This is a genomic window from Propylenella binzhouense, from assembly GCF_009866965.1.
Taxonomy (GTDB): Bacteria; Pseudomonadota; Alphaproteobacteria; order Rhizobiales; family Afifellaceae; genus Propylenella; species Propylenella binzhouense.
The window spans coordinates 1-12,523 of the sequence record NZ_SPKJ01000041.1; the positions used below are offsets into that span (position 1 = coordinate 1).

Consider the following 12,523-nt stretch of genomic DNA (forward strand, 5'->3'; position numbering starts at 1 on the left):
TCCTCCCCGCTCCGCAGCGGCACGAGCGGCTCCGGCTGGACAGGGCCGCGGGGTGCGCCCGCCGTGCCGCCGGCGCGCCGCTGCAGAGCGAGCCGGTCGGCGTCGCGCTTGCGCACGTCGGCCACGGTCGCGTCGACCTCCTCGGCGTCGTAGCCCAGTCCCCGCAGCGTCTCCGCGCCGAACGCCATCGCCGATTCGAAGGTCTCGCGGATCTCGAAATCGATGCCCTCCTCGAGGAGGTCGATGGCGTGGTTGCGGTCCCAGGAGCGGGCGTAGACCTTCGCCGTCTCGAACTCCGAGAGCACCATTTCGGCGATCGCCGAGGTCGTGGCGGGCTGGTCGACGCAGATGCAGATGATCGCGGTCTTGTCAGCGCCCGCGGCCCTCAGCACGTCGCGCCGGGTGCCGTCGCCGAAATAGATCCGGAAGCCGAACCGGGCCGCCTGCCTGATCCGCTCGGCGCTCGAATCGATGATCGTGACGGCGATCCCGCGCGCGAGCAGGACCTGGGACACGATCTGCCCGAATCGCCCGAATCCGATCACGAGCACATCGCCGCCGGCGCCGTCGAAGTCCTCGTCGAGCACCTCGGGCGGCGCCGCGCGGACGAGCCGGCCGGCAAGCCGTACGGAGAGCGGCGTGAGCGCCATGGTGACGGTCACCACGGCGGCGACGAAGGAGGTGTCGGACGGCCAGAGCGCGCGGACCGACGCGGCGGCCGCGAAAAGCACGAAGGCGAACTCGCCCGCCTGCGGCAGCAGCCCGGCGATGCGGACCGCCGTGTTGTGGCTCGCCCTGAAGAGCCGCGCGAGCCCATAGAGAATCACCGCCTTGAGCACCATGACCGCGATGACGGCGAAGAGGATCCTGCCCCAGCTGTGCGCAAGGGCGTCGATGTTGATCGACATTCCGACGGCCATGAAGAAAAGGCCGAGAAGGATGCCGCGGAACGGCTCGATGTTTGCCTCGAGCTCGTGCCGGAACGAGGAATCGGCGAGGATGAGCCCGGCGACGAAGGCTCCCATGGCCATGGACATGCCGCCGAAATGCATGAGCGCGGCGGCGCCGAGCACCACGAGAAGGGCGGCGGCCGTCATCGTTTCGCGTGCCCGCACATGGGCGAGCAGGCGGAATATCGGATTGAGCAGGAACCGGCCAGCGAGATAGAGGGCGGCGAAGGATCCGGCGGCCGCGGTGACCCCGACGAGGATCTCGGAGAAGGAGAACGCTGTCGCGGTATTGGTCGGCGACAGCATCGGGACCACCGCGAGCAGCGGGACGATCGCGATGTCCTGGAAGAGCAGGATGGCGACCGACTTCTGCCCGTAGGGCGTGTTAGTCTCGTTGGCCTCCTCCAGGATCTGCATCCCGAAGGCGGTCGAGGACATGGCGAGGCCGAAGCCGATGATGAAGGCGGGCTCGAACCGCCAGGCCGTCGCCCAGAGGGCTGCGGTCAGGGCCGCGCCGGTCACCAGCACCTGGGCGAGACCGAGCCCGAAAATGTCCGAGCGCATCGCCATCAGGCGGGCCGGCCGCAGCTCGAGCCCGATGATGAAGAGGAACAGCACGACCCCGAGCTCGGAGACCTGGAAGATCTGCTGCGCGTCCGTGATGACGCCGAGCACGGGGCCGACCAGCACGCCGGCGGCGAGATATCCGAGTACGGAGCCGAGACCGAGCCGCTTGAAGAGCGCGACGAAGGCGACCGCCGATGCGAGCAGGAGAAGCGGCTCGCCGAAGATGAGCGTGCCGACGTGACCACCTGCCGATTCGGGCATAAACGCTCCTCAGCTCATGCGGGCATGCGGGCCGTAATGGACGATGCGAGACCGCTCGGGCTCACGGCAGGGCGTCGAAGCCTTCCCCGAATCCGTTGAGCGAGATCGGGATCCCGATCCCTTCCTCGGGCGTCTGGAAGATGATGAAGGTGGCCTGCTTGCCGGTCCGCATCTGCTCGATGAGCTTGTCTTCCATGATGACCTCGGCGACGCAGCCGTTCGGCAGACAGCGGACGAAGCCGGCCGAGCCGAGGTCGGTGTCGTCGATCCTGAGGCCAAGCCCGCGGGGAAGGAGAACGCCGAGCGGCGCCAGCACGCGCAGGATGCGTGCCTGCTTGTCCGCCGTCTTCAGCACGATCACGGTGAGGCCGACATTCTCGCGGTCCTCCGCCGTCACGAACTGCATGATGACGCATTGCTCGCTCTGCGCGCCGGGGGGCGTGTCGCAGCGCAGTTCCCAATCGCCGTGTTTGGATTTGACGGTCCCCTGCGCGTGGGCGCCCGCAGGCAGCAGGATGCAAAGCGCCATCAGCACGGCGGCAAGATTCTTCACGTTCGGCCACTCCGTCGTGGAAGCCCGCGAGCCCGGCTCAGCGGCGTCGACGAGGCCTAGCAGAGCGCCCCCTCATGTCAAGAAAGTGGCGCTGCCACCGACCCTTGGGCGCTGGATCGCCGCGCAAATTTGCCGCATTCCTGGTCACAGCCGCCGCGTTGCGCCCACTGCTTCACTGTGGTTACTCGACACGATCATGAGAATGCGGCTATCGGCACACGGTCGGATGCGCGGTGCGGACGCCCGACTGGTGAAGCCCGATGTGGAGAAACGAGATCCAATGGCGATAATGGCGAGAGGGGTCGCGGCTCTGGCCTGGTTGGCGGCACTGGCCGGCCTGGCCTCTGCCCAGGAGATTGACCATGCGGGCCCGCTGCCCTGGGAGATGAAGCTGCAGGCCCCGGCGACCCGGGTGATGGAGTTCATCACCTGGTTCAACTGGTACACGCTCGTCATCATAACCTGCATCACGCTGCTGGTGGTCGCTCTCCTCGGCTGGTGCATCTACCGCTACCGGGCGAGCGCCAATCCGGTGCCTTCGCGCGTGTCGCACAACACCACCGTCGAGGTGCTCTGGACGGTGCTGCCCGTCCTCATCCTGGTGGCAATCGCGATTCCGTCCTTCCGGCTGCTCTTCGGCCAGTACGACCCGGCCAAGATCTACGAGGATTTCGATCCGCAGACGACCAAGTTCCTCACCATGAAGGTGACGGGCTACCAATGGTATTGGGGCGTGGAATACGGCTCCGACGAGGACAGCGTCTCGTTCGGCGCGCCGGCGGAGGCCGTGAGCTTCGATGCGCTGATCGTCCCCGAGGACCAGCTGCCGCCGAACGGCATCCGCAATCTCTCGGTCGACAACCCGATCATCGTGCCGGTCGACACCTTCGTCCGCGTGCAGGTGACGGGCGGCGACGTGATCCATTCCTTCGCGATGCCGCCTTTCGGGATCAAGGTGGACGCCGTGCCCGGCCGCCTGAACGAGACCTATTTCAAGGCCGAGAAGCAGGGAGTCTTCTACGGACAGTGCTCCGAGCTTTGCGGCAAGGACCACGCCTTCATGCCCATCGCGATCCATGTCGTCTCGCAGGATCAGTTCCGGCAGTGGGCTTCGGCCGCCGGCACGGATCTCGAAGGCGCATACAAGCAGCTGACCCGCGCGATCGAGTCGGAGAAGAAGAACACCAACGTGGCCGCCCGCTGAGCGGCCGCGGGACAACGGAATGCAGGCGTAGGAGCTGACCGAATGGCAACCGCTGCGACACACGACGCGCACGCCGCCCATCCGACCGGATGGAAGCGTTACGTCTATTCGACCAATCACAAGGACATCGGCACGATGTACCTGATCTTCGCGATCATCGCGGGGGTCATCGGCGCCGCCCTTTCGGTCGCCATGCGTATGGAGCTGCAGGAGCCGGGGATCCAGATCTTCCACGGGCTCGCGCAGATGGTCTACGGCGTCGAGGAGGGCATGGCCCTCGACACCGGCAAGCACATGTACAACGTGTTCACGACCGCCCACGGCCTGATCATGATCTTCTTCATGGTCATGCCGGCGATGATCGGCGGGTTCGCGAACTGGTTCGTGCCGATCATGATCGGGGCGCCGGACATGGCGTTCCCGCGCATGAACAACATCTCGTTCTGGCTGCTCCCGCCGGCTTTCGCCCTCCTCCTCATCTCGCTCTTCATGGAAGGCCCTCCGGGCGGCTTCGGCGTGGGCGGCGGCTGGACGATCTACCCGCCGTTCTCGACCTCCGGGCAGCCCGGGCCGGCGATGGACTTCGCGATCCTGTCGCTCCACATCGCGGGCGCGTCCTCGATCCTCGGGGCCATCAACTTCATCACGACCATCTTCAACATGCGCGCGCCGGGCATGACGCTGCACAAGATGCCGCTCTTCGCCTGGTCGGTCCTGATCACGGCCTTCCTGCTGCTCCTGTCGCTGCCGGTGCTCGCGGGCGCCATCACGATGCTGCTCACGGACCGCAATTTCGGGACGACCTTCTTCGACCCGTCGGGCGGCGGCGATCCGATCCTCTTCCAGCACCTCTTCTGGTTCTTCGGCCATCCCGAGGTGTACATCCTGATCCTGCCGGGCTTCGGCATCGTCAGCCACATCGTCTCCACCTTCTCGCGCAAGCCCATCTTCGGCTATCTCGGCATGGCCTATGCGATGGTCGCGATCGGCGTGGTCGGCTTCATCGTGTGGGCGCACCACATGTTCACGGTCGGGCTCGACGTCGACACGCAGGCCTACTTCACCTTCGCGACGATGGTGATTGCGGTGCCGACCGGCGTTAAGGTCTTCTCCTGGATCGCCACGATGTGGGGCGGTTCGATCACCTTCCGCACGCCCATGCTGTGGGCGATCGGGTTCATCTTCCTGTTCACGATCGGTGGCGTTACGGGCGTGCAGCTCGCCAATGGCGGCCTCGACCGCTCCTTCCACGACACCTATTACGTCGTCGCGCACTTCCATTACGTGCTGTCGCTCGGCGCCGTGTTCGCGATCTTCGGAGGCTGGTACTACTGGTTCCCGAAGATGTTCGGCTACATGTACAATTCGGTGGTGGCGAAGACCCATTTCTGGGTGACCTTCATCGGCGTGAACCTGGTCTTCTTCCCGCAGCACTTCCTCGGCCTGGCCGGTATGCCGCGCCGCTATATCGACTATCCGGATGCGTTCGCCGGATGGAACTTGATCTCTTCGCTCGGGTCCTATCTTTCCTTCATCGGCGTGTTCATCTTCCTGTACGGCGTGTTCGAGGCCTTCTCGAAGAAGCGGATCGCCGGTCCGAATCCGTGGGGCGAGGGTGCGACCACGCTGGAATGGCAGCTGCCTTCGCCGCCGCCCTTCCACCAGTGGGAAGAGCTGCCCCGGATCCGGTAGCAGCACATGCGAAGCGGCCATCGCTTGCCTGATGGCCGTTTCTCTTCCGGGACCCGGCCCCTTCTGCGGGGGGTGCGGGTCTCCGCGGCGAAAGACGAGGCGTGAAGCGTGGCATTCGAAGTAACGGACGCTGAGGCAGTCGATGGCGGGGAGGTGCGCGATTTCGTTGCGCTCCTGAAGCCGCGCGTGATGTCCCTGGTGGTCTTCACGGCAGCAGTGGGAATGCTTGCGGCGCCGGGCAACGTGCATCCGGTGCTCGGCGTCATCGCGCTGCTCGCGATCGCGGTCGGCGCGGGCGCCTCGGGCGCGCTCAACATGTGGTACGACGCCGACGTCGACGCGGTGATGCGCCGGACCGCGGCCCGGCCGATTCCGGCGGGCCGGATCCACCCGGCCGAGGCGCTCGGCTTCGGCCTGACGCTGGCCGTCCTCTCCATCCTGGTGCTCGGGCTCGCGGTGAACTGGCTCGCCGCCGGGCTCCTTGCCTTCACGATCTTCTTCTACGCGGTGATATACACGGCCTGGCTGAAGCGCTGGACGGCGCAGAACATCGTGATCGGCGGCGCGGCGGGCGCGTTCCCGCCGGTGATCGGCTGGGCGGCGGCGAGCGGCCACGTCACGCTCGAGCCGCTTCTGATGTTCCTGATCATCTTCACCTGGACCCCGCCGCATTTCTGGGCGCTCGCCCTCTTCGCGCGCGACGATTATGCGCGGGCGGGCATCCCCATGATGCCGAACGTGGCGGGCGATCCCTCCACGCGGCGGCAGATCTTCGCCTATTCCATTCTCCTCGCGCCGGTCGGCCTCGCGCCCTGGCTCTTCGGTTTCGCGGGCCCGCTCTACGGGCTGGCGGCGGCGGCGCTCGGATTCGAGTTCGTCCGCCGTGCCTTCGTCCTCCTGCGGGAGGGGGATGCGGAACGTTACCGCGCAGCGAAATCGCTCTTCGGCTTCTCCATCCTCTACCTCTCGGGGCTCTTCGCCGTCCTCCTGCTGGAGGCGTTGGCGCGGCTCTGGGGCTGGGCATGACCATGGCCGAAGGCATCCGCCTCACGCCGGAGCAGAAGCGCCGGCGGCGGGCGCGCTCGATCGCGCTCGGTCTGCTCCTCGCGGCGCTCGTGGTCCTGTTCTACATCATCACCATCGTGCGGATCGGAGGTGGCGCCTGATGCCGGGCAAACCGAAGGGCGGCAACGGCAGGATCGCGATCGGGCTCGTCGCGGTGGCGGCCGGCATGGTCGGCCTGGCCTACGCGTCGGTTCCGCTCTACCGCGTCTTCTGCAGCGTGACGGGCTATGGGGGCACCACCCAGGTCGCGGCCGCGGCCCCGGACCATGCGATCGACCGCGACATCTTCATCCGCTTCGACGCCAACATATCGGGGCTGCCCTGGTCGTTTCGGCCGGCCGTTCCGCAGGTCAAGGTGAAGGTCGGCGAGACCGCCAACATCGAGTTCATCGCGACCAACCATTCCGACCGGGAGACGGTGGGGACGGCCGTGTTCAACGTGACGCCCGACGCCGCCGGGCTCTACTTCAACAAGATCGCCTGCTTCTGCTTCAACCAGCAGGAACTGAAGCCGGGCGAGACGGCCCGCATGGGCGTCCAGTTCTTCGTGTCGCCCGACATGGTGAAGGACGCCGAGATGAAGTCCGTCCGGGCGATCACGCTGTCCTACACGTTCTTTCCCGCCGAGGTGACCGCAAGGCCGGTCGCCGACGCGGATACCGCAAACGGGTCGAACAAACCCCTCTAGGAGCATGCGGCGCGCGAGCGCCGGAGACAGGTCTGGGAAGGCAAGGCAATGGCTGACGCGCACGCGAAGCACCACGATTACCACTTGGTCGACCCGAGTCCCTGGCCCTTCATCGGCTCGGTCTCGGCATTCGTCCTGGCGCTTGGCGCGATCTCGGCCATGCATGGCGCGAGCTGGCTGTGGGTCGCCCCGGGCTTCCTGGGCGTGTTCTACACGATGTTCGGCTGGTGGACGGACGTCATCAAGGAGGCGCGCGGGGGCTATCATACCCGGGTCGTGCAGCTGCATCTGCGCTACGGCATGCTGCTCTTCATCGCCTCCGAGGTGATGTTCTTCGTCGCCTGGTTCTGGGCCTTCTACGATGCGAGCCTCTTCACCGGCGAGGCGATCCAGTTCGGGCGGATGGAGGCGACCGGCGGACAATGGCCGCCGGCGGGACTGGAGGTGCTCGATCCGTGGCACCTGCCGCTGCTGAACACGCTGCTGCTGCTGACCTCCGGCACCACGATCACCTGGGCGCACCACGCGCTTCTGCACAATGACCGCCAGGGCCTCAAATACGGGCTGGCGCTCACGATCGTGCTCGGCATGATCTTCACGGGGGTGCAGGCCTACGAGTACATGCACGCGCCGTTCGCGTTCTCCGGCAACATCTATGGCGCGACCTTCTTCATGGCGACCGGCTTCCACGGCTTCCACGTGATCGTCGGCACGATCTTCCTGATCGTGTGCCTGATCCGCGCCCTGCGCGGCTCGTTCACCCCGACCCAGCATTTCGGCTTCGAGGCTGCCGCCTGGTACTGGCACTTCGTCGACGTGGTCTGGCTGTTCCTGTTCTTCTCCATCTATGTGTGGGGCAATTTCGGGGGCACCTACGCCGGCTGAAGGCGGGCGGCTTCCGGCCGCCACCGCCACCACAGCACGCGTGCCAGGGACATGAGCGAAGACCGCGCCCTCTATCCTCCGCAGAACCCGTTCTCGGTCGGATTGCGGGGGCGCTGTCCCCGCTGCGGCGAGGGAAAGCTGTTCACCGGCTTCCTCACCCTTGCGCCGCGCTGCCGGGCCTGCGGGCTCGACTTCGATTTCGCCGATGCGGCGGACGGTCCGGCCGTCTTCGTGATCCTGATCGTGGGCTTCGTGATCGCGGCGGCGGCGCTCCTCGTCGAAGTCGCGTTCGCCCCCCCGGTCTGGGTGCACATCGTGCTCTGGGGACCGCTCGTCCTGATCCTCTCGCTCGGGCTGCTCCGTCCGCTCAAGGGCGTGCTGATCGCGCTCCAATACGCCCACAGGGCAAAGGAGGGCGAGATCGACCGCCCGGCTTCCTGATGGCCGTCGCGCAAAGGCCGATCCGGTTTCTCGTCCTGGGGCTCGTGGCGCTCGCCGCGTTCGTGGCGCTCGTCTCGCTCGGCAACTGGCAGATGCGCCGCCTGGCGTGGAAGGAGGCGCTGATCGCCGCCGTGGCGGAGCGGCCGAAGCTACCCGTGCTCGATCTGCCGCCGCCCGGCGCATGGGGCGGCCTCGATCTGGGCAATCTCGAATACCGCCCGTTCCGGCTGACCGGCCGCTTCCTCCACGACAAGGAAGCGCACGTCTTCACGAATCTCGCCGATCCGCACGGCACGTTCCGGGGCCCGGGATACTGGATCGTGACGCCGTTTGCGCTCGCCGGCGGCGGGACGGTGCTCGTGAACCGCGGCTTCGCTCCCCAGGAGCGCTATCTCCCGGCGGACAGGGGAGAGACGCTTTCGGGCGAGCAGGTGACCGTGGTCGGCCTGCTGCGGCCCGACGACGCGCGCAATCTCTTCACGCCGACCGACAAGCCGGAGAAGAACCTGTTCTTCACCCGGTCCATCGGGCCGATCGTCGAGGCGAAGGGACTGGACGCGCCCGTCGCGCCGTTTTCGATCGACCTCACCGCATCCGGGACGCCGCCGGGCGGCCTCCCCCAGGCGGGCGAGACCCTGATGCGGTTCCCGAACAGCCATCTGGAATATGCGCTGACGTGGTACGGGCTCGCCGCGGCGCTGGCGCTCGTCGCGGTCTCGGCTGCCTGGACACGCGTCCGGGCCGGCGGGCGACCCCCCGCAGCTTGACGGACCGGCTTGAGCGTCCCTATCTGCGGCGGATGAGCGCTCCCCCGAAACGCCGCATCCTGCTCTGCGCGCCGCGCGGCTTCTGCGCGGGCGTGGATCGCGCCATCCAGATCGTCGAGGAGGCTCTGGCGCGCTACGGTGCGCCGGTCTACGTGCGCCACGAGATCGTCCACAACCGCTACGTCGTCGAGGCGCTCCGTGCCAAGGGGGCGGTGTTCGTCGAGGAACTCGAGGACGTTCCCGAGACCCGGCAGCCCGTCATCTTCTCGGCGCACGGGGTGGCCAGGCGCATTCCCGAGGCGGCGGCCGCGCGGAACCTGTTCCAGCTCGACGCGACCTGCCCGCTCGTCTCCAAGGTGCACAAGCAGGTGATCCTGCATCACCGCCGAGGCCGGGACGTCGTGCTCGTCGGGCATGCGGGCCATCCGGAGGTGGAGGGCACGATGGGGCAGCTGCCGCCGGGCGCGGTGGTCCTCGTCGAGACGGCGGAGGATGCCCGCACACTTGCGCCCCGGGATCCGGAGAACCTTGCCTGGACGACGCAGACCACGCTCTCCGTCGACGACACGGCCGAGATCGTGGCGATCCTCAGGGAGCGATTCCCGTCCATCGTCGGTCCCCACAAGGACGACATCTGCTATGCCACGACGAACAGGCAGCAGGCCGTGAAGGCCGTCGCGCCGGAGGCCGACCGGCTGATCGTCGTCGGCGCGCCGAACTCGTCGAACTCCCAGCGGCTTCGGGAGGTCGCAGAGCGCGCGGGCTGCCCGAAGGCAGTGCTCGTCCAGCGCGCCTCCGACATCGACTGGGCCGACTTCGAGGATGCGCGCACGGTCGCGATCACGGCGGGTGCCTCCGCGCCCGAGGTGCTCGTCGAAGAGGTGATCGACGCCTTCGCGGCACGCGGCGAGATCGAGGTCGAACTGGTCCGGACCGCCGAAGAGACGATCACCTTCCAGCTTCCGAAGGCGCTCCGGGAGGCGGCCGCCTGAACCCGCTCACGACGTGAGCAGCAGGACCACCCCCGCGATCACGAGCGTCATGCCGATGCTCTCGCGAACGCTCGGCGTCTGCGCGAAGACGCGCCGCGAGATGACGGCCGCGACCACCATCTCGACGAGGCCGAGGGTCCGCACGCGGGCGACCGCTTCGAGCGCGAAGGCGACGAACCACATCTCCGACGCGAACGCGCCGAGGAAGCCCGCGCCGAGCGACGGGCGCCATTTCCGCAGGATCGCCGCCAGCACGCCGGGATCGCGCAGGAGCAGCCAGATCGTCAGCACGAGCGACTGGATGCCGAGCGTGATGCCCAGCGTGAAGGTCGCTCCCGGCAGGAAATCGGCGTCAAGATTGGTGAGAGCGCCGCGGAAGCAGACCGCGGCAAGCGCGAAGAGCCCGCCGGAGACGACGCCGAACAGGGCAGGGCGCCAGGTGAAGGTCTCGCCCTGCGCCTTCGACGGCCACGACATGATCATCACGCCGACCGTCGCGATCAGGACGGCGCCCGCGAGCGCAACGGTGAGCGGCTCGTGGAGGACGAGAAGCGCGAAGATCGCGACCTGCACCGGCTCGGTCTTGGTGTAGGCGGTCACCACGACGAAGGACCGCGTCCGCATGGCCGAGAGAAGGAGGGCCATGGCCGCCATCTGGAGGAGCGACCCGACCGTGACCCAGCCCATGAAGACGAGGTTCGGGCGCGGGAGCGGGATGCCGAGCCCCGGCAGCACCGCCACGGCAAGGAGCGCGAAGGGGAAGCCGAACAGGAACCGGATATGGGTGGCGCCAACCGTTCCGATCTCGCCAATGAGGCTCCTCTGGGCGGCGTTGCGGACGGTCTGTGCGGTGGCGGCGAGGACGGTGCAGACCGCCCACAGCCAGTCGGGAGGGGTCATGCGGGGCTCGCAACCGGGCGGGGACACGCCGTCGCGGTGGTTTGACGCCGTGGGAGCCCATCGGTAACACAGCGGCCGGCGCGGTCAATGGGCCGCGGGGGAAGGGTCGATCAGGCACAATGGCGGTCTATACCGACGTCACCGACGGCGAGCTGGAAGCCTTTCTCTCGGCTTACGATCTCGGCGCGCTGCTCTCCTTCAAGGGCATCGCCGAAGGCGTCGAGAACTCGAACTTCCTGCTCCATACGGAAGCGGGCTATTTCATCCTGACGCTCTACGAGAAGCGCGTAGCGGCCGGCGACCTGCCCTTCTTCCTGGGTCTGATGGAGCATCTTGCCGACCGCGGCGTCCGCTGCCCGCTGCCTGTGCGCGCGCGCGACGGCGAGGCGCTGCGCCGGATCGCCGGCCGGCCGGCCGCGATCATCTCGTTCCTGGACGGCATGTGGCTGCGCCGGCCGCAGCCCCAGCACTGCGCGAGCCTTGGACGAGCGCTTGGCGAGATGCACCAGGCGGCCGCGGACTTCCCGCTCCGCAGGGCGAACGCCCTCTCGGTCGCCGCCTGGCGCCCGCTCTTCGCACTGTCCTCCGAGCGGAGCGACGAGGTGGAGCCCGGGCTCGGCGAATTCGTCGCGCGCGAGCTCGAATTCCTCGAGCGGAGCTGGCCGGACGCTTTGCCTGACGGCGTCATCCATGCGGACCTCTTTCCCGACAACGTCTTCTTTCTGAAGAACAGGCTTTCGGGCCTGATCGACTTCTATTTCGCGTGCAACGATCTCCTCGCCTACGATCTCGCCGTCTGCCTCAATGCCTGGTGCTTCGAGCCCGACCGCAGCTTCAACGTCACGAAGGGGCGAGCCCTCTTCCAGGGCTACCAGTCGGTGCGGCCGCTCACCGCGGCCGAGCGGGATGCTCTGCCGGTGCTCGCGCGGGGCGCGGCCATGCGCTTCCTGCTGACGCGCCTCTACGACTGGCTCACCGTTCCCGAGGGCGCGCTCGTGACGCCCAAGGATCCGGCCGAATATGCGCGCAAGCTGCGCTTCCATCAGAAGGTCGGAGACGCCGCCGATTACGGGCTTGGCCTGAGATGACCGATACCGTCGTCATCCACACGGACGGCGCCTGCTCCGGAAATCCGGGGCCGGGCGGCTGGGGCGCCGTTCTCGAGTTCAAAGGCGAGGAGCGCGAGATCTTCGGGGGCGCGCCGGACACCACCAACAATCGCATGGAGCTCACGGCCGCGATCGAGGCGCTCTCCGCGTTGAAGCGGCCCTGCACGGTCGAGGTCCACACCGATTCGCAATATCTCCGGAACGGGATCACGCAGTGGATCCACGGCTGGAAGCGGAACGGCTGGCGCACGGCCGATCGCAAGCCGGTGAAGAACGCGGATCTCTGGCAGGCGCTCGAGGCGCTGATGAGCCGCCACAAGGTGAGCTGGCACTGGGTGAAGGGCCATGTCGGCCACGATCTCAACGAGCGCGCGGACGAGCTCGCGCGGCGCGGCATGAAGCCCTTTCTGAGAAGGAACGGCGGCGCCGCGCCGGCCGGCGGGGTCTGA

Annotated in this window: 14 protein-coding genes; 11 read left to right on the forward strand and 3 right to left on the reverse strand. The window is 67.5% G+C overall.

The genetic code is table 11. From position 1 onward, the window contains the following. Together E4O86_RS12570 and E4O86_RS12575 are read right to left on the reverse strand one after the other, a co-directional pair. Positions 1–1,778, reverse strand: a 1,778-nt coding sequence (locus E4O86_RS12570) for a monovalent cation:proton antiporter-2 (CPA2) family protein (protein ID WP_161140893.1), incomplete at its 3' end; no start/stop codon positions are given. Positions 1,779–1,839: 61 nt separating this feature from the next. Beyond that, positions 1,840–2,307, reverse strand: coding sequence for an invasion associated locus B family protein (locus E4O86_RS12575; protein ID WP_161140926.1), 468 nt, complete (start codon positions 2,305–2,307; stop codon positions 1,840–1,842). A 304-nt stretch (positions 2,308–2,611) separates the two neighbouring features. On the opposite strand from E4O86_RS12575, the gene coxB reads away from it, so the two are divergent. The 9 genes from coxB (at position 2,612) to ispH (ending at position 10,065) form a co-directional block, all read left to right on the forward strand. Next, positions 2,612–3,535, forward strand: coding sequence for a cytochrome c oxidase subunit II (gene coxB / locus E4O86_RS12580; RefSeq protein WP_161140894.1), 924 nt, complete (start codon positions 2,612–2,614; stop codon positions 3,533–3,535). Positions 3,536–3,577: 42 nt separating this feature from the next. Next, the gene (gene ctaD / locus E4O86_RS12585; RefSeq protein WP_161140895.1) at positions 3,578–5,227 is read left to right on the forward strand and encodes a cytochrome c oxidase subunit I; all 1,650 of its coding nucleotides are present in this window, start codon (positions 3,578–3,580) and stop codon (positions 5,225–5,227) included. A 108-nt stretch (positions 5,228–5,335) separates the two neighbouring features. Further along, positions 5,336–6,253 carry a heme o synthase gene (locus E4O86_RS12590; protein WP_161140896.1) on the forward strand — a complete coding sequence of 306 codons (918 nt, stop codon included), beginning with the start codon at positions 5,336–5,338 and terminating at the stop codon, positions 6,251–6,253. Next, complete coding sequence (locus E4O86_RS23220) at positions 6,250–6,393, forward strand: hypothetical protein (RefSeq protein WP_205520862.1); 144 nt, start codon at positions 6,250–6,252, stop codon at positions 6,391–6,393. Before E4O86_RS12590 ends, E4O86_RS23220 begins: the two co-directional genes overlap by 4 nt. Beyond that, entirely contained in the window at positions 6,393–6,980 is a 588-nt protein-coding gene (locus E4O86_RS12595; protein ID WP_161140897.1) for a cytochrome c oxidase assembly protein, read from the forward strand. Before E4O86_RS23220 ends, E4O86_RS12595 begins: the two co-directional genes overlap by 1 nt. Before the next feature lie 48 nt (positions 6,981–7,028). After that, entirely contained in the window at positions 7,029–7,865 is an 837-nt protein-coding gene (locus E4O86_RS12600; protein WP_161140898.1) for a cytochrome c oxidase subunit 3, read from the forward strand. 51 nt (positions 7,866–7,916) lie between these two features. After that, positions 7,917–8,306: a DUF983 domain-containing protein gene (locus E4O86_RS12605; protein ID WP_161140899.1), complete on the forward strand. Its 390-nt coding sequence runs from the start codon at positions 7,917–7,919 to the stop codon at positions 8,304–8,306. Further along, the gene (locus E4O86_RS12610; protein ID WP_161140900.1) at positions 8,306–9,073 is read left to right on the forward strand and encodes an SURF1 family protein; all 768 of its coding nucleotides are present in this window, start codon (positions 8,306–8,308) and stop codon (positions 9,071–9,073) included. Before E4O86_RS12605 ends, E4O86_RS12610 begins: the two co-directional genes overlap by 1 nt. Positions 9,074–9,105: 32 nt before the next feature. Next, entirely contained in the window at positions 9,106–10,065 is a 960-nt protein-coding gene (gene ispH, locus E4O86_RS12615; RefSeq protein ID WP_161140927.1) for a 4-hydroxy-3-methylbut-2-enyl diphosphate reductase, read from the forward strand. A 6-nt stretch (positions 10,066–10,071) separates the two neighbouring features. On the opposite strand, the gene E4O86_RS12620 is transcribed toward ispH, so the two are convergent. Then, entirely contained in the window at positions 10,072–10,965 is an 894-nt protein-coding gene (locus E4O86_RS12620) for a DMT family transporter (protein ID WP_161140901.1), read from the reverse strand. 119 nt (positions 10,966–11,084) lie between these two features. On the opposite strand from E4O86_RS12620, the gene E4O86_RS12625 reads away from it, so the two are divergent. Together E4O86_RS12625 and rnhA are read left to right on the forward strand one after the other, a co-directional pair. Next, positions 11,085–12,053, forward strand: a complete 969-nt coding sequence (locus E4O86_RS12625) for a homoserine kinase (protein ID WP_161140902.1) — start codon at positions 11,085–11,087, stop codon at positions 12,051–12,053. Beyond that, on the forward strand, positions 12,050–12,523 hold the full coding sequence (gene rnhA, locus E4O86_RS12630) for a ribonuclease HI (RefSeq protein WP_161140903.1): 474 nt from the start codon (positions 12,050–12,052) through the stop codon (positions 12,521–12,523). Before E4O86_RS12625 ends, rnhA begins: the two co-directional genes overlap by 4 nt.